13 protein-coding genes are annotated in these 18,401 nt (G+C 73.0%); 6 read left to right on the forward strand and 7 right to left on the reverse strand.

Features of this window, described 5'->3' with window-relative positions; genetic code table 11:
• Window positions 1-273: 273 nt before the first annotated feature.
• From ACQP2P_RS26870 to ACQP2P_RS26880, 3 genes are read left to right on the forward strand one after another with little or no spacing between them, the layout of a single operon-like run.
• Window positions 274-1,302 (forward strand): zinc-dependent alcohol dehydrogenase, encoded by a 1,029-nt coding sequence (locus tag ACQP2P_RS26870; RefSeq protein WP_433605268.1) that lies wholly within the window; start codon window positions 274-276, stop codon window positions 1,300-1,302.
• Complete coding sequence (gene kduD, locus ACQP2P_RS26875) at window positions 1,299-2,060, forward strand: 2-dehydro-3-deoxy-D-gluconate 5-dehydrogenase KduD (RefSeq protein WP_433605270.1); 762 nt, start codon at window positions 1,299-1,301, stop codon at window positions 2,058-2,060. The genes ACQP2P_RS26870 and kduD overlap by 4 nt, the downstream gene beginning before the upstream one ends.
• A 19-nt stretch (window positions 2,061-2,079) precedes the next feature.
• Window positions 2,080-3,057 (forward strand): aldo/keto reductase, encoded by a 978-nt coding sequence (locus ACQP2P_RS26880; RefSeq protein WP_433605272.1) that lies wholly within the window; start codon window positions 2,080-2,082, stop codon window positions 3,055-3,057.
• Here ACQP2P_RS26880 and ACQP2P_RS26885 read toward each other — a convergent pair.
• The 4 genes from ACQP2P_RS26885 to ACQP2P_RS26900 are packed head-to-tail and all read right to left on the reverse strand — an operon-like array spanning window position 3,054 to window position 7,398.
• A complete protein-coding gene (locus ACQP2P_RS26885; protein WP_433605274.1) occupies window positions 3,054-4,208 on the reverse strand; it encodes a mandelate racemase/muconate lactonizing enzyme family protein in 1,155 nt (384 codons plus the stop codon). The two genes, ACQP2P_RS26880 and ACQP2P_RS26885, sit on opposite strands and share 4 nt — an antisense overlap.
• 28 nt (window positions 4,209-4,236) lie before the next feature.
• Window positions 4,237-5,139, reverse strand: a complete 903-nt coding sequence (locus ACQP2P_RS26890; protein ID WP_433605276.1) for a carbohydrate ABC transporter permease — start codon at window positions 5,137-5,139, stop codon at window positions 4,237-4,239.
• 1 nt (window position 5,140) lies between these two features.
• Window positions 5,141-6,055 (reverse strand): carbohydrate ABC transporter permease, encoded by a 915-nt coding sequence (locus ACQP2P_RS26895; RefSeq protein WP_433605278.1) that lies wholly within the window; start codon window positions 6,053-6,055, stop codon window positions 5,141-5,143.
• Window positions 6,052-7,398 (reverse strand): ABC transporter substrate-binding protein, encoded by a 1,347-nt coding sequence (locus tag ACQP2P_RS26900; protein ID WP_433605280.1) that lies wholly within the window; start codon window positions 7,396-7,398, stop codon window positions 6,052-6,054. Before ACQP2P_RS26900 ends, ACQP2P_RS26895 begins: the two co-directional genes overlap by 4 nt.
• Window positions 7,399-7,558: 160 nt before the next feature.
• Here ACQP2P_RS26900 and ACQP2P_RS26905 point away from each other — a divergent pair, with 160 nt between their 5' ends.
• Window positions 7,559-8,332, forward strand: coding sequence for a FadR/GntR family transcriptional regulator (locus ACQP2P_RS26905; protein WP_433605282.1), 774 nt, complete (start codon window positions 7,559-7,561; stop codon window positions 8,330-8,332).
• Between the two features lie 49 nt (window positions 8,333-8,381).
• Here the strand turns inward: ACQP2P_RS26905 and ACQP2P_RS26910 are convergent, their stop codons facing one another.
• Complete coding sequence (locus ACQP2P_RS26910; RefSeq protein WP_433605284.1) at window positions 8,382-9,731, reverse strand: extracellular catalytic domain type 1 short-chain-length polyhydroxyalkanoate depolymerase; 1,350 nt, start codon at window positions 9,729-9,731, stop codon at window positions 8,382-8,384.
• A 129-nt stretch (window positions 9,732-9,860) separates the two neighbouring features.
• On the opposite strand from ACQP2P_RS26910, the gene ACQP2P_RS26915 reads away from it, so the two are divergent.
• Window positions 9,861-10,817 carry a PaaX family transcriptional regulator gene (locus tag ACQP2P_RS26915; RefSeq protein ID WP_433605286.1) on the forward strand — a complete coding sequence of 319 codons (957 nt, stop codon included), beginning with the start codon at window positions 9,861-9,863 and terminating at the stop codon, window positions 10,815-10,817.
• 213 nt (window positions 10,818-11,030) lie between these two features.
• Here ACQP2P_RS26915 and ACQP2P_RS26920 read toward each other — a convergent pair whose 3' ends face one another.
• Together ACQP2P_RS26920 and fucP are read right to left on the reverse strand one after the other, a co-directional pair.
• The gene (locus tag ACQP2P_RS26920) at window positions 11,031-12,317 is read right to left on the reverse strand and encodes an ABC transporter substrate-binding protein (protein WP_433605288.1); all 1,287 of its coding nucleotides are present in this window, start codon (window positions 12,315-12,317) and stop codon (window positions 11,031-11,033) included.
• Window positions 12,314-13,687, reverse strand: coding sequence for an L-fucose:H+ symporter permease (fucP, locus tag ACQP2P_RS26925; protein WP_433605290.1), 1,374 nt, complete (start codon window positions 13,685-13,687; stop codon window positions 12,314-12,316). Before fucP ends, ACQP2P_RS26920 begins: the two co-directional genes overlap by 4 nt.
• A gap of 231 nt (window positions 13,688-13,918) precedes the next feature.
• On the opposite strand from fucP, the gene ACQP2P_RS26930 reads away from it, so the two are divergent.
• On the forward strand, window positions 13,919-18,379 hold the full coding sequence (locus tag ACQP2P_RS26930; RefSeq protein WP_433605292.1) for an HAD-IC family P-type ATPase: 4,461 nt from the start codon (window positions 13,919-13,921) through the stop codon (window positions 18,377-18,379).
• Window positions 18,380-18,401: the final 22 nt, after the last annotated feature.

An 18,401-nucleotide genomic window follows, 5' to 3' on the forward strand; every position in this document is an offset into this window, starting at 1 on the left:
GCCGAATCAAGCCATCGCGGTATTGCCCGCGAGGGTCGATGCCATCCCGCTCAATTGCCGCACGGAGACCGGAAATCCATTCCCGTCATAACGGTTTTCGCACGAGAGACGCGTCCCGGACGTTTCCGTTATGCCGATCCCGCGACCGGAGTCGGCCCCGGACTCCCCCACGCCGAGCGGTTGACGGCAGACATCATACGAGTTACGTTTCCGTCGCGTGGCGGCCGCCCGCCCGCGCCCCGCCGGTCGGCATGAAGGGTGAGCAGGGTGTCGATGAGAGCAGTCGTGTACCACGCCCCGGGCCGGCTCACGGTCGAGCGCCGCTGCGCACAGGAGCCCGGCCCCGGCGAGGTTCGCATCGCGGTGGCCTACACCGGGATCTGCGGCACCGACCTGCACATCCTCCACGGGGACATGGACGCCCGGGTCGGCCCGGCCGCCGTGATCGGCCATGAGATGTCCGGCTGGATCGACGCGGTCGGGCCGCAGGTCCAGGGCTGGTCGGCCGGCCGGCCGGTCACGGTGATGCCGACCCGCTCGTGCGGGCAGTGCCATGCCTGCCGGCGCGGCAACACCCACATCTGCCACGCGATGCGGTTCCTCGGCATCGACTCCCCCGGCGCCATGCAGTCCCTGTGGAACGTGCCGGCCGACCTCGTCCTGCCGCTGCCCGCCGGCCTGCCGCTCGAACACGCCGCGCTGGTCGAACCGGTCGCCGTGGCGGTGCACGATGTGCGGCGGGCGGACGTCGCCGGCGGTGACCATGTGGTCGTGATCGGCGGCGGTCCGATCGGCACGCTGATCGCGCTCGTCGCCCAGCGGCACGACGCCCGTGTGGTGCTGCTGGAGCCCGACCCGTTCCGCCGGTCCGTGGCGGCCGAGCTCGGCATCGAGGCCCTCGACCCGCGGGCCACCGACGCGGCCGGTTTCGTCCAGGAGCGCACCGACGGCGCCGGCGCCGACATCGCCTTCGAGGTCTCCGGCTCCGCCGAGGGCGTCTCGACCGCGGTCGAGGTGCTCACCACCCGAGGGCGCCTGGTCATGGTGGCCATCCACGCGCAGCCGCGGCCCGTGGACCTGCACCGGTTCTTCTGGCGCGAGCTCGAGCTGTTCGGGGCCCGGCTGTACGAGCGCGACGACGTGGTGCAGGCGATCCGGCTCATCGAATCGGGCGCCGTTCCCGCGGCCCGGCTGATCTCGCGGATCGAGGCGGTCGAGGCGGTCGGCGACGCCTTCGCCGCTCTGGAGTCCGGCGGCCGGGTCATGAAGGTGCTGCTCGACTGGCGGGAGCCGGGGCGGTGAGCGGGCTGTTCGATCTGACCGGGCGGCGGGCGCTCGTCACCGGCGCGCGGCGGGGCATCGGGCTGGCCATGGCCGAAGCACTGGCCGGGGCCGGGGCCGACATCATCGGCGTCTCCGCGCAGCTCGAGCCGACCGGCAGCGAGGTCGAGCGCCGGGTGCGCGCGGCCGGGCGCGACTTCATCGCCCTTCGCGCCGACTTCGCCGACCGCGCGTCCGTCCACCGGCTGGTCGGCGAGCTCGACCGGCACGGGCCGGTCGACATCCTCGTGAACAACGCGGGCACGATCGCCCGCGCACCGGCCGCCGAGCATCCGGACGAGCTCTGGGACCAGGTCCTCGAGGTGAACCTGCGCAGCCAGTTCGTCCTGACCCGGGCCGTCGGCAGGACGATGCTGGAGCGCGGCCGGGGAAAGATCATCTTTACCGCTTCGCTGCTGAGCTTCCAGGGCGGCATCAACGTGCCGGGTTACACGGCCGCGAAATCGGCCGTGGCCGGGCTGGCCAAGGCACTGGCCAACGAGTGGGCCGCCCACGGCGTGAACGTCAACGCGATCGCCCCCGGGTACATCGCCACCGACAACACCCGGGCACTGCGCGACGACCCGGCCCGGAACCGATCGATCCTCGACCGCATCCCGGCCGGACGCTGGGGCCGCCCCGACGACCTGGCCGGCGCCACCGTGTTCCTGGCCGCACCGGCGTCGGACTACGTCAACGGCGCGGTGCTGCCGGTCGACGGCGGCTGGCTCGGCCGGTGACCGGCAGCCGGGGCGCGTCGTGACCGCCGTGGCCCTCCCCCGCCGCCCGGCGGTGCGGTTCACCGCTCTCGGCTTCGGGGCCGCCCAGGGCGGGAACCTCTACCACGCCACGAGCGACGAGACGTTCGCCGCGGCGGTCGACGCCGCCTGGGACGCCGGCGTGCGGTACTTCGACACCGCGCCGCACTACGGGCTCGGCCTGTCCGAACGCCGCCTGGGCGCGGCGCTGCGCGACCGGCCGCGGGACGCCTACGTGGTGTCGACGAAGGTCGGCCGGCTGCTCGTGCCCACACCCGAGACCGCGCACCGCCGCGACCCCGAGGGCTTCGACGTGCCGGCGAGCCACCGCCGGGTCTGGGACTTCAGCCGCGACGGCGTCCGCCGCTCGCTGGAGGCGAGCCTGCGGCGTTGCGGCCTGGACCGGTTCGACGTCGTCTACCTGCACGATCCGGACGAACACTGGCACCAGGCGGCCACGCAGGCCCTGCCCGCCCTCGCCGACCTGCGCGACCAGGGCGTCATCGGGGCCATCGGCGCCGGCATGAACCAGTCGGCGATGCTCGCCCGCTTCGTGCGGGAGACGGACGTCGACCTGGTCATGTGCGCGGGCCGCTACACGCTGCTGGAGCAGGGCGCCGCACAGGACCTCCTGCCGGCCGCGCGGCAGCGCCGGGTCGGCGTCGTCATCGCGGGCGTCTACAACTCGGGGCTGCTGGCCCGGGACCGGCCCCCGGACGACGCCACCTACGACTACCGGCCGGCTCCGGCCGAAGTGCTCCAGCGGGCCCGGCGCATCGCGGCGATCTGCGCCGAGCACGGCGTCAGCCTGCCGGAGGCCGCGCTCGCCTTCGTGCGCGGCCATCCGGCGGTGGTCTCGACCGTGGTCGGCCTGCGCAGCCCGGCGGAGGTGACCGAAACCGTCCGCCGGAGCGCGGCCGTCGTGCCGGACGCGCTCTGGGCGGCGCTGCGCGCCGCCGGGCTGATCGAGCTGGCTTAGGGCTCCTCTGCGCCGGCGTCCGGCACCAGCCGCAGCCCCGCGCGGGCGGGCCGGACATGCGGGCCGGCCGTCGCGGCCGGCGGATCGGCGGCCCGGGCCTGCCGGATCCACTCCTCGTCGACCCGGATCCCCAGACCCGGCTCGTCGCCGAGGACGATCCCGCCGTCCTGGAACTCCTGGTCCACATGCAGACCGATCGGTGCGACCAGATCCTGCACCTCGGAGGTGAGGTGGTTCGGCACCGCGACGGCGGCGTGGGCCAGGGGGTTCGCGTGGTGGGCCACCGGGCTCACCGGCAGATCGCGGCCGTGCGCCACGGCGGCCACGCGGAGGAAGTGCGTGATGCCCCAGACGTTGCCCGCCTGGACGATGTCGACCGCGTCGGCGTCCAGCAACGGACGGTACTGTTCGAGGCCGGTGAGGTTCTCCCCGGTGGCGACGGCCGCGCGCACGCCCCGGCGCACGGAGGCCAGCCCCGCGGCATCCCAGCGCCGGACCGGTTCCTCGATCCAGGTCAGGTCCACCCGCTGCTCCAGGGCGGTGATGCAGCGAACGGCCTGCGACCGGTGCCACGACTCGTTCGCGTCGAACATCAGGGCGGGCCGCGCCGAGTTGCGCCGCAGCACGTCGCGGACGGCCTCCAGCCGGCGCAGATCGTGGTCGAGGTCGCGGCCGCCCTTGAGCTTGGCCGCGCGGAAGCCCCGCTCCGTGAAGCGCTCGTAGAGTGCGACGAGGTCGTCGTCGTCCAGCGCGATGTCCAGCCCCGAGGCGTAGCCGGGGACGAACCGGTCGCGGCCGCCGAGCGTGCGCCAGAGCGGCTCGCCGATCGCCTTGGCCTTGAGGTCCCACAGCGCCATGTCGATGGCGCCGATCGCGCCGAAGGTCGCGCCGTTGTGCCCGTTCTTGAACACCCGCGCGAGCATCCGGTCGTAGAGGGCCGACACGGCCCTCGGGTCCTCGCCCTCCACGGCACCGAAGACGCGGTCGATGTCACCGTGGGCGCCGATGCCCACGCCCTCCAGCCCGTCGTCGGTCTCCAGGATCAGCACGTGCACGTCGGTGCGGGGCCCGGCCATCACGCCGTTGACATCCCCGATGAGCCGGCCCCAGTCGTGCTGGGTGGCCAGGCTCCGGTACCCGGTGACTTTCACACACGCTCCTTGTCGGCATGGTTGACGCTCACTCCTTGGTGCCGCCCGCCGTCATGCCCGCGACCAGGAAGCGCTGCGCGAACAGGAAGACGATCAGCACCGGCAGCACCGAGACGACCGTCGCCAGGGCGAGCGTCGGCAGCTGCACGGACTGGGTTCCGGCGGAGCTCGGGTTGAACGCCGGGGTCGAGGCGAGCAGTGCGGTCAGGCCGACCTGCACCGGGTAGCCGTCGCTGGAGGGCAGCATGACGAACGGCAGGAAGAAGTTGTTCCAGCTCTGCACGAAGCTGAAGAACCCGACCAGCGCCACGACCGGCGTGGCCAGCGGCAGCGCGATCCGGGTGAACACCTCCAGCTCGGTGCACCCGTCGATGCGGGCCGCGGCGAGCAGGTCGCGCGGCAGGCTCGTGGAGAAGTAGATGTAGGTGAGGTAGACGCCGAACGGGAAGAACGACATCGGCAGGATGACCGACAGCGGGCTGCCGATCAGGCCGGCCACGTTGAGCTCCAGGAAGATCGGCAGGACCAGCGCGGTGTTCGGCATCAGCATCACGATCAGGGTCAGCACGAGCAGGGGCCGGCGGAACCGGAACTCGGTCATCGCCAGCGCGTAGCCGGCGGGAATGCTGACCACGAGCGTGATGGCCAGGGCGCCGAGCGCGTAGAGCGCCGAGTTGCCGATCCAGGCGGTCACCGCCCCGTCCTGGAACTCGAGCAGTTCCCGCCAGTTCGCGGCCAGATCGCCGATGCTGCCGGGCCGGAACGGGTGGCCGACGAGCAGTTCCCGGGCCGATTTGGTCGTCGCCAGCAGGAGCCAGACGATCGGGACGGCGAAGAACAGCACGAACACGGCCACCACGACCGAGACGATCGTCCGGCCGGCCCAGCCGGTGGCCGCGCCCGCGCCGGGCCGGGGATTCGCCATGGTCATGTCAGTCCCTCTCGAACAGCCCGCCGCGCGTCACGAAGACGGCCGACAGCGCGAGGGCGATGATCAGCAGCAACAGCGCGACGGCGGCCGCGGCGTTGAAGTCGTTCTGCTGGAACGCGTAGAGGTACGCCAGCTGGTTGAGCGAGTAGTCGTTGGGCACGACGGCGTTGCTGGCCTGGGACAGCAGCTGCGGCTCGACGAACAGCTGCGTGCCGGCCGCGAGCGACATGATGCCCATGTACGAGATCCACTTGCGCAGCAGCGGCAGCTGGATGCGCCAGGCGATCTGGATCGCGCTCGCGCCGTCGATGCGGGCCGCCTCGATCATGTCGGGGCTGATGTTGTTCAGGGCGCCGTACATGATCACGATCCACCCACCGGCCCCGGTCCAGAAGGCGATGACGGCGAAGATCGGCGGCAGGTTGCCGGGTGCGATCACCTGGTTGAAGCTGGTGAATCCGGCCAGCCGCAGCAGTCCGGCCACCGGGCTCGCGGTCGGGTCGAGCACGAACAGCCACAGCAGGACGCTGGACGCGCCCGCGACCGCGCCCGGCAGGTAGAAGACCAGCCGCAGCGCCCGGCTCAGCCAGCGGACCCGGATCGCGTGCACCACGATCGCCAGGGACGTGACCAGCACGACCAGGGCGACCAGCCAGGCGAGCAGGAAGGTGGCGACGTGACCCACGGCCGGCAGGAACCGGAAGTCACCGAACACCTTGGCGAAGTTGCCCGCGCCGGCGAAGCCGCCCTCGCCGTCGGTGAATGCGAGGAACACGGCGTACAGCGCCGGGAACACACCGAACACGGCGGCCAGGACCGTGTAGGGCACCACGAACCCGTAGGACATCGCGTGGTGCCCGCTCGTCGACCGAGGCCGCGCACCCACCGGGCGCGCGGCCTCACGCACGATCGTCATGCGACCGTGTATCCGTCGACCTGAGCCTGGTTCTTGATGGCCGTCTGCCACTCCGGCAGCAGACCGACGAGGCTCTTGCCGCCGGCGATGGCCGGGGTGACGGTCTTGGCCCAGATCGCCTCCTGGCTGAAGATGCCGGAGCCCCAGCCGTTCCAGATCTGGGTGCCCGCCTTGATCAGCGGCTGCAGGTCGGTGGCGTAGCCGCTGGTCTCCTGCTTCTTGATCCATTTGTCGGCGGCCGGCGCGTAGGCGGGGTAGCCGGGGGCGAGGTTGACCTGGTAGTCGTCGGCGGTGGTGACGAACTCGGCGAACTTCGCGGCGGCCTTGAGGTTCTTCGAGTGGCTGCTGATGAACCAGGTGCCGCCGCCCACGTTGCCGGTCACCGCGTCCTCGCCCCGCCACGGCAGCGGCGCGGCGACGCCGAGCTCACCCTTGGGGACGTTGAGCGACTGCGGGTTGTTGAAGATGGCGCCCGAGTACCACGCCGGGCCGGGCATCATGAGCACCTTGCCGGTGTAGCTCTTGACGAACTCCGGGGTGAAGACGCTGACCGAGGGGGTGGTGCCGTTCTTGATGAGCACGTCGAGCATGGCCGCGACCCGCTTGCACTCGGTGCTGCCGGTGTTCACCGTCACCGACTTGGGTCCGGTGATGCCGTTGGCCTGGCACTTGCCGCTCCAGAAGTACACCTCGGGGGTGAAGGAGTCCCCGACGCTGCCGACGATGTAGCCGGGGTGCTCGCGGGCCACCCGTTCCCCGAGGGCCTGGTACTCCTCCCACGTGGCCGGCAGGGTGTAGCCGAACTGCTGCAGCAGCGCCTTGTCGTACCAGAGCACCACCTGGGCCAGGTCGTTGCGCAGGCAGTACACCTTGCCGCCGACGGTGCAGGGATTCAGCGCCCCGGCGGTGAAGTCGGCCAGGGTCTTCTTGTCCACGAGCCCCTGGTCGAGCACGGCGGCGAACGCCTGTTTGCCGTTGGTCGCCTGGCTGGCCCAGGCGGCGTCGTTGTTCTGGCTCGAGAAGACCACGTCGGGCCACCCGCTGCCGGCGCGGTCGAAGAGCTGCATCTTGGTCCGGAAGGAGTTCGATCCGTTCGCCGACCCGTCGTAGGTGACGACCTCGAGCTTCACGTCCGGGTTGGCCTTCTTGAACGCGTCCACCGCACCCGCCCGGTCGGCGTCGACCCAGACGGTGATCGTCGCCTTGTCGTCCTGGGCGACCTGCGCAAAGCCGTACGAGCCCTCGGATGTGGCGCCGGACTTGCCGCAGCCGGCGAGGGTGAGCGCGACGGCGAGCGCGGCGCTGCCGATCCCGGCGAATCGGCGCCGACGGGTTTGTCTCATTCGCAACATATGCACGTCCTTGTCGGTGAGGCCCTGTTGCGCAAGATTTCACTGCGACGAAATGTAAGGGCATACGTATGATGTTTGCAAGCATCAGATCGGCCGCGGCCGTACACTGTGCGCGGGCCGTGCCACGACAGCCGCGCCCGACGGAGGATCCATGACGACATCCCAGGCCGAGCCGGACGGCCAGGCCGTCGCGCCGCCGGCATGGGTACGGCGCCCGGCCAATCTGGGCCGGGCGGTCACCGCCGAGCTGGTGGAGCGCATCGTGCGCGGTGTCCATCCGCCCGGCACGCCGCTACCGCCCGAGCCGGCCCTGTGCGAGACGTTCTCGGTCAGCCGCACCGTGATCCGCGAAGCGGTGAAGGTGCTGCAGGAGAAGGGCCTCGTCCAGGTCCGCCAGGGCAGCGGTACCGTCGTGACGCCCCCGTCGAAATGGAACATGCTCGACGAGCTCGTGCTCGGCGCGGCCGTGGCCGAGGACGAGAGCCTGGAGATCCTCGACGACCTCGTCGTCACCCGGCGCCTGCTCGAGTCGGACATGGCCCACGTCGCGGCGCGGCTGGCGGACGAGCCGACCATCGAGCGGATGCGGGCGACGGTCGAGCGGATGGACGAACTCGTGGACGACCACGTCACCTACGAGGAGCACGACCGCGCCTTCCACGACCTGATCATGGACGCGTCCGGGAACCGCATCGCCCGGGCCGTGGTGAAGGCGCTGGTGAGCCAGGTGCTGCACACCGCGCGCTACGTCGGCCGCACGGACCGGACGCTGTGCATCGCGTCGAATCTGGGGCACCGGCGCATCTACGAGCGCATCGCCGCCCGCGACCCGGAGGGCGCCGCGGCCGCGATGTTCACCCACATCACCGACGCGTGGCTGGTCCGCCGCGGCGGCCCGAGCGACGCGGCCCGGCTGCAGCGGTAGCGCCGGTCCCGGCCGCGGCGACCCAGCGCCGCGGCCGGAACGTCCGGTGTCAGCCGAGCGTGCAGGCGGCACCGTTGAGGGTGAACGCCGCCGGGCGGGCGGTGTTGCCGGTGTGGGTGGCCTGGAAGCCGATCGTCGTCGACGCGCCCGGTGCGAGCACGCCGTTGTAGCTCATGTTGCGTGCGGTCACGGCCCCGGAGGCCGGGCTGTACTGGGCGTTCCAGCCCGAGGTGATGACCTGGCCGGAGGGCAGCGTGAAGGCGAGTGCCCAGCCGTTGACGGTGCTGCTACCGGTGTTCGTGACGGTGATGCTCGCGGTCAGCCCGGTGTTCCAGGCGCTGATCGTGTCCGTGACGCGGCAGGCGGCCCCGCCCGGTGGCGGACTCGAGACCGGCGGGCTGGACACGGGAGGACTGGAGGCGGGAGGACTGGACGCGGGAGGGCTGGAGGACGGCGGGACGCCGGTGCCGGTGAGGCCGAAGAACGCCACGGCGTACGCGGCCATGCCGGCTGAGGGCAGGCTGTGCCCGGCACCCTGGATGCTGTACGCCTCGACCTGCACCGTACCGCCGGCATCCGCGTAGCGGCGGCGGTTCCAGCCGGACTGCGGCGTGTCGGTGGACGTCGGCGACTGGCTCAGGCCGAACACGTTCGTCCACTGTTCGACCTCCTCCTGCAGCAGCGAGTACGGCACGAGCGTGTCGCTGGTGCCGTGCCACAACTGCATCCGCGGCCGCGGCCCGGAGTACCCCGGATAGGCCTGCCGGACCGCGTCGCCCCACTGCTGCGGGGTGCGGTCCATGCTGCCGCCGGTGCACCGGCTGGTGCCGGGCGGGTAGTCCGCGGCGTTGGCGAAGCAGGTGAACGGCACGCCCATGAACGCCGCACCGGCCTTGAACACGTCCGGATACAGGGCCAGCATCTCGTTGGTCATCATGCCGCCGGATGAGCTGCCGGTCGCGTAGACCCGGCTCGGGTCACCGCCGTACTGCTGCTCCGCATACGTCACCATCGACACGATCGACACCGGGTCGCTGCCGCCGCCGCGCCGCTTGGCCGCGTCGGACCAGGTGTCGAAGCAGTTGCCGAAGCCGGCCTGCTGCGTCGCGGTCGGGTAGATGACGATGTAGCCGTACCGGTCGGCAAGGCTCGCGAACTCGCTGCCCGAGTAGAAACCCGGGCCGGAGCCGCCGCAGCCGTGCATGGCGACCACGATCGCCGGGCGGGCCGGTCGCGCGTCCGGGACGTACACATGCATACGCATGCCGCCCGGGTTCGCGCCGAAGTTGGTGACCTCGGTCAGCGTCGCCGCGTACGCGGGCCGCAACGCGACCGTGGTCAGCCCGGCGAAGGCGAGCAACGCCACCGGGCCGAGCAGGAGTTTCCGTCTGAAGCGCATGCGCCTACTCCTCGTCTGGTCGGACGGATCACGGCGCGGCTCCCAAGCCATCGTGCGGCACTTAGTGTGCGCCCGGGACACATAAGTGTCAATCGATGTGGCGGGCGGCCGAGGCACTACAGTCGGGCCGTGGCCGACCCGTTCGACATCGAGGAGATCTTCCCGGACGACGACGCGCCGGTGCGGCTCCCCCGGCGGCAGTCCGGACCGGCGCCGCAGGGCCTGGCCGTGACGCTGATGGCGGACTACACCCTGCGGACCCGCGCGTGGCTGCCGTCGGCCGCCATCGTGGCGCTGCTGATCGAGTCCGGGGTGAGTGAGGCGGGCGCCCGCACGGCGATCAGCCGGCTGGCCCGCCGCGGGGTCCTGCAGGGCCGGCGGGAGGGCCGGCACAGCTCCTACCGGCTGACCACCGCCGCGGCCGGCCAGCTCTCGGCCGGTGGTCAGTGGATCGTGTCGTCGGCGGCCGGGGCGGAGCCGTGGGACGAGTGGTGGACGCTGATCGCGTTCTCGCTGCCGCAGCAGGAGCGCGCTCGCCGCCGGGAGCTGCGCAACCGGCTGCGCTGGCTGGGGTACGCGCCGCTGTACGACGCGCTGTGGATCTCGCCGTACGCACTCACCGACCCGGTCTCGGCCCGGCTCGCCGAGGTCGCCCCCCAGGCGATCACGGTGTTCCGGGCCCGGCACGCCGAGTTCGGCCCGGCGACCCGGCGCGATCCGCTGCAGGCCTGGGACATCGCGGCGATCGCCGCGCTCTACGAGCAGTTCATCCGGCGGTGGCGGCCGCTGCTGCGCCACATCGCCGCCGGCCGGGTCGGCGGCGCGGAGGCGGTACGCGCCCGCACCGAGGTGATGGACACCTACCGCCGCTTCGCGGTGCTCGATCCCCGCCTGCCCGTCCGGCTGCTGCCGCCGGACTGGCCCCGGCCGGCGGCCCGGGACGTCTTCGCCGCCGTCTACGACGGACTGGCCCGGACCGCCGAGGAGCATGTGCGCACGGTCGCGACCCGCCATGGCGACGGGTCGATGGCCGCCGTCAGCGCGCACACCGTCGCCGAGATTCTCGCCGGTGTCGGCGCGTCCTAGGCTGTGCCGTTGGCGGTGTTGCTGCCCCGGCACGTCGAGGCAGCGACCGGAGGGGGCGCCGACCAGCGCGGAGCCGGTGCCGCCGCCGGTGGTCTCGAGGCTGCCGGGGACGGACCGCAGGGCGCTGTACCAGGCCGCGGCCATCTTGTCGTACCCGCCGGCCGTCGGGTGGACGCCGTCGATGAGCTCGCCCGTGCTCACGACGCTGTGCGGTCAGCGTGGCGGTATCTTGTCCCGGGTGACCGCGTTTTCGAGATCCCGGGCGAAGGTGTCCGGATCGCGGGTGCGCACGTAGGTCGACACGGCGCCGTAGAAGCCCTCCTGGAACGCTGGGCTCATGGCCTCGCCGTGCGCGACCGACAGCAGCACCGACGAGCCCCAGAGACTCCTCGAGGCATCTCGCTGGTAGACGGACAGGGACGAGATGTCGACGTTGCGGAGCACCGGCACCGACCCCTTCGCCTTGCTGAACGGAATCTGGGTCTCCGGCTTGCTGATGTCGCCGAGGAAGGCGAGGGCGTTCCTGGCGTTCTCGGCTCCGGTCGCGGCCACGAAGACGTCGACGACCGCGAGGAAGCTCTCGCCGGTGCCGGGAAACGCCACAGCTGCGAAGTCTCGGCCCTGCCGTGCGCCGGAGGTGACCAGCTCGCCGTACGCCGAGTCGTTGACGGACTCGAAGGCGCAACCACCGGCGGCGAGCTTCTTGGTCGCCGCGTCCCAGGTCAACGTGCCGGCTCCGGGATCGGCGTAGGCGAGGATGTCTCCGAAGGTCCGCAGCGCTGCCCGCACCTGCGCGCCGCGCCAGTTGAGGCGGTCGCCGGCCATGTCCTGCCAGCCTTGCACCCCGATGGTGCTGAGGAGCACGTTCTCGAACAGCTCGACGGTGGTGAACGGGTCCTTGCCGCCGAGACACAGGGGGGTCGCTCCGGACGCCTTGACCTTCCGCAGGTCGTCCAGGAAAGCGGCGAGGGCGTAGGTGCCGGAGGGTGGCGTGACGCCGGCCCGGCTGACGAGCTCGGTGTTGAACCACAGCACGTTGCTGCGATGGGCACCTGTCGGCACCCCGTAGGGCTTGCCGCCGTGCATGAGCGAACGCAGGATGGTCGGCTGCATCGTCGCGCGCAGGTCCTCCTCGGCGAAGACCGGCGCGACGTCGCGGATGACGCCGCGGTCGGCGTAGCCCTGCACGGACTTGCCCGCGAAGGTCTGCCAGACGTCGGGCGGGTTGCCGTTCTGCAGCCGCTTGGCCAGGGCCACGACCGCCTGTGACCCGGCGCCGCCCGGGACCGCGGCGTTGACGACGTCGACGTTCGGATTCGTCTGGTGCATGGCGGAGAACAGGACGTTCAGCGCGGCGGCCTCCGAGCCGGAGGTCCACCACGACACGACCTCGAGCCGCCTGGTTTCCTTCGTGGGGCTCGTCGGCTCCGGTGGGCCGCAGCCGGCCAGGGCGAGCACCATGACCGCGACTGCCGCTGCCGCGCGGCGCCGGCGATTCATGCTGTGCTCCCGGTGACGGTGCTCGGCCCGGCGCCCCTGGGCAGGACCGGCTCGGTGCTCCCGCGGACGGGCCCGGCCGCGGCCCTGAGGTCGTAGAAGGCGTAGAGCCCGACGACGGCAAAGCAGGCGGCTGGGACGATGAAGGAGATCGCCGCGCTCGTCCGGTCCACGAGCCTGCCCTGTACCACCGGCATGATCGCGCCGCCGACGATGGCCATCACGAGGCCGGCGGCGCCGAACTTGGTCGCCGGACCGAGCCCTTTGAGGGCCACGCCGTAGATCGTCGGGAACATGAGCGACAGGCAGAAGGACAGCGAGACCACGGCAAGGACCCCGGCGATGTTGGGACTGACTATCGCGAACATGCACAGCGCCACCGCCAGCAAGGCCAGCGCGGCGAGCACCTTGGTGGCGCGCACACGACCGATCACCCACGTCATCAGGAAGCGTGATCCGAGGAAGATGAGCAGGCTGAGCTGCAGATAGACGCCACCCTTCTGCAGGCTGCCGCCCAGTGCCTGCTCCACGTACTGGATCAGGTACGTCCAGGTGCACACCTGGGCCCCGATGTTCGCGAACTGGGCGATCACCCCGAAGCGGTACCGCTCGCTGCGCCACAGCACGCCGAACAGGCCGCGGGTGCCGCCGGTGTGTGGGCCGGCATCGGGGAACTCCTCGACGATCGGCGGCGCCTTCTGGCTCGCGATGGCGACCGCGATGAGTGCCAGGAGGACGGCCAGCCCCAGGTAAGGGGCCATCACCGCGCCGAGCTCGCCCGCGCGGATGGTGCGCAGCTGATCCGGGCTCAGCGACGCGATGTCCACCGGCTCCGCGAGCTTGGGCAGGATGAGCGTCGAGGCCAGCAGCACACCGATGTTCGTGCCCACCGGATTGAATGCCTGGGCGAAGTTCAGCCGCCGGGTCGCTGACTCCTGCGGGCCGAGCGACATGACGTACGGGTTCGCGGAGGTCTCCAGGATCGAGCAGCCGGCGGCCATCGCGAACAGGGCCAGCAGGAACGCCCCGTACGTCATGATCTTGCTCGCCGGATAGAAGAGGAAGGCGCCCAGCGCCGCCAGCCCCAGTCCGGTGAGGATTCCCGTCTTGTAGCCGAAGCGCTGGTTGAGAAAGGCCGCCGGGAGCGCGAGCACGAAGTATGCGCCGAAGTACGCCAATTGGACGAGCGACGCCTGGAAGGTGCTCATCTCGAAGATGCGCTTGAAGCCCGCCACCATCGGCGTGGTCAGGTCCTGCGCGATGCCCCAAGCGGTGAAGCAGCCGATCAGAGCGATGAAGAGCAGTCGCATCCCATGGCCGAGCAGCGGCCGCCGCCGTCCCCGCTCGTCTTCCTCCGCTCGTGGCAGCGTCATGCCGACCCTCGGTACTCCTTCCGTGCTCCGCGCGTCCCAGTGAGCCAAAACGCCGAGTGCTACCCACCCCCACGCCCCATAAACGGTCATCACGTGGGTGTCGCGCGGCGCGTCGATGATGCCGGACCGCGCCGCGGTGCCCGCAGGTCGCCCGCTGAGCGCTACTCGGGGGGATGTCGCCGCCCGGCAAGGGTGAGGCCGCCCGCGCGGCGCCGGTGCGACGCTTCGCCGGTGGACCCGAAACCGACTGGCGTGCCGAGGCTGCTGTCCGCACTCGGCCGCCTCCCGGGCGCGCTCGTCCGCGCCGTGCCGGTGCCCGGCCGGGCGCGGTCCGCGCGGCGGGTGTGGACCGGCAACGGCCGCGCGCACATCGAGGTGCGCGGCGTCGACCGGCCCGAGGGCGAGCCGGTCGCGCAGCAGCTACGCGCGCGGCTCGAGCAGGTTCGCGGGGTCCACTGGGCGGAGGTGAACACGGCGCTCAGCCGGGTGGTGGTCGCCTTCGAGGAAGGTAGCGTCGGCTTGGACGACCTCGTCGATGCGGTGGAGGACGTCGAGGACTTGCACGACCTGCGCACGGAAGGCTTTCCGGTCGAGCGTCCCGACCACCCGGGCGACATCGAGCCGCTGCTGCAGCAGGCGATCGCGCTCGGCGGCGACGCGCTCGGCCTGGGGCTCGCCGCCCTCCGCTCGCCGCTGGCCCGGCGCGGCCTGCCCGCGAACGCCCTCTCGCTCATCGCCCTGGTCGACGCGACGCCCAGGCTGCGCAACGCGCTCTCCGAGCGGCTGGGCCGGGCCGCGACCGAGCTCACGCTCGCCCTGATCCACTCGACCGCCCGGGGCCTCGTCGCCGGGCCGCCGCTCGGCCTGCTCACCGACGCCGCGCTGCGTGCGCTGCTCATCGCCGAGATCGACGGCCGCCGCACCGTGTGGCGCCGCCGCGAGCCGGAGCTGTCCGGCCGGGGGCGTGAGCCCGCCGAGCCCGTCCCGGCGCCGCGGCCGGTACCGCTGCCGGCCGGGCCGATCGAGCGTTACGCCGACCGGGCCACGCTCGCGGCGTTGGCCGGCGCGGTCGGCGCGGTGGGGTTCACTCGCTCGCGCTGGCGGGCCCGCACGATGCTCACCATCGCGACGCCGCAGGCGGCACGGCTGAGCCGTCAGGTGTTCGCCGCCCGGCTCGGGCGGGCACTCAGCGCCCGCGGCGTGGTCCCGCTGGACGCCACCGTGCTGCGGCGGCTGGACCGTGTCGACACCGTCGTGCTCGACGCCCGGGCGCTGACCACCGGCCGCTTCACCGTCGGGCGGCTCGCGGGCCTCGGCGCCGACCTCACCGCCGAGGAGGAGAGCGACCTGCGCGCCCGGGCCGGCGCCCTGCTGGACCCGGACGCGCCGGAGCGGGTCGTGCGCGCCGGCGAATGGCAGCTCGGGCCACTGCCGGAGGTCGCGCCGAAGGGCGGCCCCGAAGGCGGGCAGGTACGCGCGGCGGCCGCGCGGCTGCGCACCCCGGGCGGCGTCACGCTCGGGCTGGTCCACGGCGGTCAGGTGCGCGCGATCGTCGTCGCCGAGCCCGAGCTGCGGCCCAACGCCGCCGACCTGGTCGCGTCGGCCCGCGCCGCGGGCAGGTTCGCGGTCGCCGGCGTCGGCAGCGGCCTGGCCGAGCGGTTCTCGCCCGACGAGGTGGTGGCCGGGGGCACCCACCTCGCCGGGGAGATCCGGCGGTTGCAGGGGCAGGACCGGGTGGTCGCGCTGGTCACGACCGGCGGCTCCGCCGCGCCCGCCGCCGCGGACTGCGCGATCGGCGTGCTCGACGACGACGGCCCGGTGCCCTGGGCCGCTGACCTGCTCTGCGGCCCGGGGCTGGCGCAGGCGCGCCGTGTCCTGGACGCCGTCGTCGCCGCGCGGGCGGTCTCCCGGCGCGGCGCGCTCATCTCGCTGTACGGCTCGGTCGCGGCCGCCCTGCTTGCCCTCTCCGGGCCGGGCGCCCGCCAGGACGGGCGGGCCCGGCTGGCCGTCTCCACCGCCGGGATCGCGGCGATGGCGATGGGGGCGCTCGCGGCCCGCTCCGTCGACGCGCGGCCCGACCCGGTGCCCACCGACGAGACCCCTTGGCACGCCCTCGACACCGGCACCGCCTTGGAGCGGCTCGACGCCTCACCCGCCGGCCTGAGCACGGAGGATGTGCGGGCGCGCCGCGCCGGACAGCCCGCGCCGGACGGGCGGGTGGAGGAGAGCTTCATGCGCACCACGGTCGACGGGCTGGCGAACCCGTTGACCCCGCTGCTGGCCACCGGTGCGGCGATGTCGGCCGCGACCGGGGCGGTGACCGACGCGGCGCTCATCGGCTCCGTGATGGGCGCCAACGCGCTGCTCGGTGCCGTCCAGCAGCGCAGCGCCGACCGTGCCCTGCGCCAGCTGGTCCGCGACACGTCCCTGCGGGCCCAGGTGATCCGCGACGGCCACGACACCGACGTCCCCGCCGACGAGCTGGTCCCGGGCGACATCGTCACCGTCGACGCCGGCGACGCCGTGCCGGCCGACAGCCGCATCCTCGAGGCGAGGAACCTCGAGGTCGACGAGTCCACGCTGACCGGCGAGTCGCAGCTGGTGGCCAAGGCGGCCGCGCCGTCTGCCGCCGCGGACGTGGCCGAGCGGCGCAGCATGCTCTACGAGGGCACGATCGTCGCGGCCGGGCGGGCCACCGCTGTGGTCGTGGCCACCGGCCCCGGCAGCGAGCTGGGCCGCAGCGGCCGGGCCGCGCAGACCGGGCCGCCCGTGCGCGGCGTGCAGGCCCGGCTGATGCGGCTGACCGGCCTGAGCATCCCGGTCGCGCTCGGCTCGGGGGCGGCGCTCGTCGCCGGTGGCCTGCTGCGCGGTCAGCCGCTGGCCAGCACGCTCGGCACGGCGGTCAGCCTGGCCGTCGCCGCGGTACCGGAGGGGCTGCCGCTCGTGGCGACGGTCGGCCAGATCGCCGCCGCCCGCCGCCTCGCGCAGCGCGGCGCGCTCGTGCGCGACCCGTCGACGACCGAGGCGCTCGGCCGCGTCGACGTGCTCTGTTTCGACAAGACCGGCACCCTCACCGAGGGCCGGGTCGGCCTGCAGGTGGTCTCCGACGGCGTCGACGAGCGGCCGGTGGACGTGCTGTCGCCGGGCACCCACGAGGTGCTCGTCGCCGGGCTGCGCGCGAGCCCGGCCGGCACGGCCGAGGTGCCGCACCCCACCGACCGGGCGGTCCTCGCCGCCGGTCCGGTGGCGGGGCTCACCCCCGGCGAGGGCGTGGGCGGCTGGCGGGTGGTGGACGACGTACCGTTCGAGCCCGCTCGCGGCTACCACGCGACGATCGGCGAGACCGGCCGCGGCCACCTGCTGGCGGTCAAGGGCGCCCCGGAGATCGTGCTGCCCGCGTGCGCGCGGTGGCGTCGCGGCGGCACCGCCGCCCCCGTCGACGCCGCGGCGCGCACCGCGATCGACGCGGAGGTGGAGCGGCTGGCAGGGCAGGGGTACCGGGTGCTCGCTGTCGCCCAGCGCCCCGTCGAAGCCGACCGGCACATCGACCCGGAGCTCGTCGACGACCTGGAGTTCCTGGGCCTGCTCGGGCTCGCCGACTCGGCCCGGCCGGAGGCGAAGAGCGCCGTGGCGGACCTGCGCAAAGCGGGGGTCAAGGTCATCATGCTCACCGGCGACCACCCGACGACCGCCGCGGCGATCGCGGCCGAGCTCGACATCCTCGACCACGGCGTGGTGATGACCGGCTCGGAGCTCGACGAGCTCCAGGACGACAAGTTCGCCGAGGTGCTGCCGCGGGTGTCGGTCTTCGCGCGGGTCACCCCGGCCCACAAGGTACGCATCGTGCAGGCCTTGCAGAGCCGGGGGCACGCGGTGGCGATGACCGGGGACGGCGCCAACGATGCCGCCGCCATCCGGCTCGCCGACGTCGGCATCGCCCTGGGCAAGCGCGGCACCGACGCCGCCCGCGAGTCGGCCGGGCTGATCGTGACCGACGACCGGATCGAGACGATCATCGACGCGGTCGTGGAGGGCCGCGCCATGTGGGGCTCCGTTCGCGACGCGGTCTCCGTGCTGCTCGGTGGCAACCTCGGCGAGATCGCCTTCACCCTCGGCGCGGGCCTGCTCAACCCGTCCGGCTCACCGCTCAACGCCCGGCAGCTGCTGCTGGTGAACCTGCTCACCGACCTGCTGCCCTCGCTGGCGCTGGCGATCAGCCCGGCCTCGCACCGCACGGCCGAGGACCTGCGCAATGACGGGCCCGAGGCGTCGCTGGGCAGCGCGCTCACCCGGGAGACCGCGATCCGCGCCATCGCCACCGCCGCAGCCACGGCAGGCGCGTGGCTGGCCGCCCGCACCACCGGCACCGCCGCCCGGGCCAGCACGGTCGCGCTGACCACGCTCGTCGGCACGCAGCTGGGCCAGACACTCGTCGCCGGCCGGCACAGCCCGCTCGTCGTCGGCGCGAGCACGGTCTCCGCAGCCGCGCTCGGCGCGATCGTGTCCACACCGGGCGTCAGCCAGTTCTTCGGCTGCCGCCCGATGGGGCCGGTCGGCTGGGCCACGAGCATCCTCGCCAGCGGCCTCGGCACCACCGCCAGCGTGGTGGCGTCCCGCCTCGCGGTGGGGCACCGCTCACGCGACGACGACCCCGGCGGCGGGGACGGCGAAGCGCCGAACATCGGCGTCTGACGCCGCGACCGGAGCAGCTGCG

This window comes from Dactylosporangium sp. CA-139114 (assembly GCF_050955725.1).
In the GTDB taxonomy this organism is placed as follows: domain Bacteria; phylum Actinomycetota; class Actinomycetes; order Mycobacteriales; family Micromonosporaceae; genus Dactylosporangium.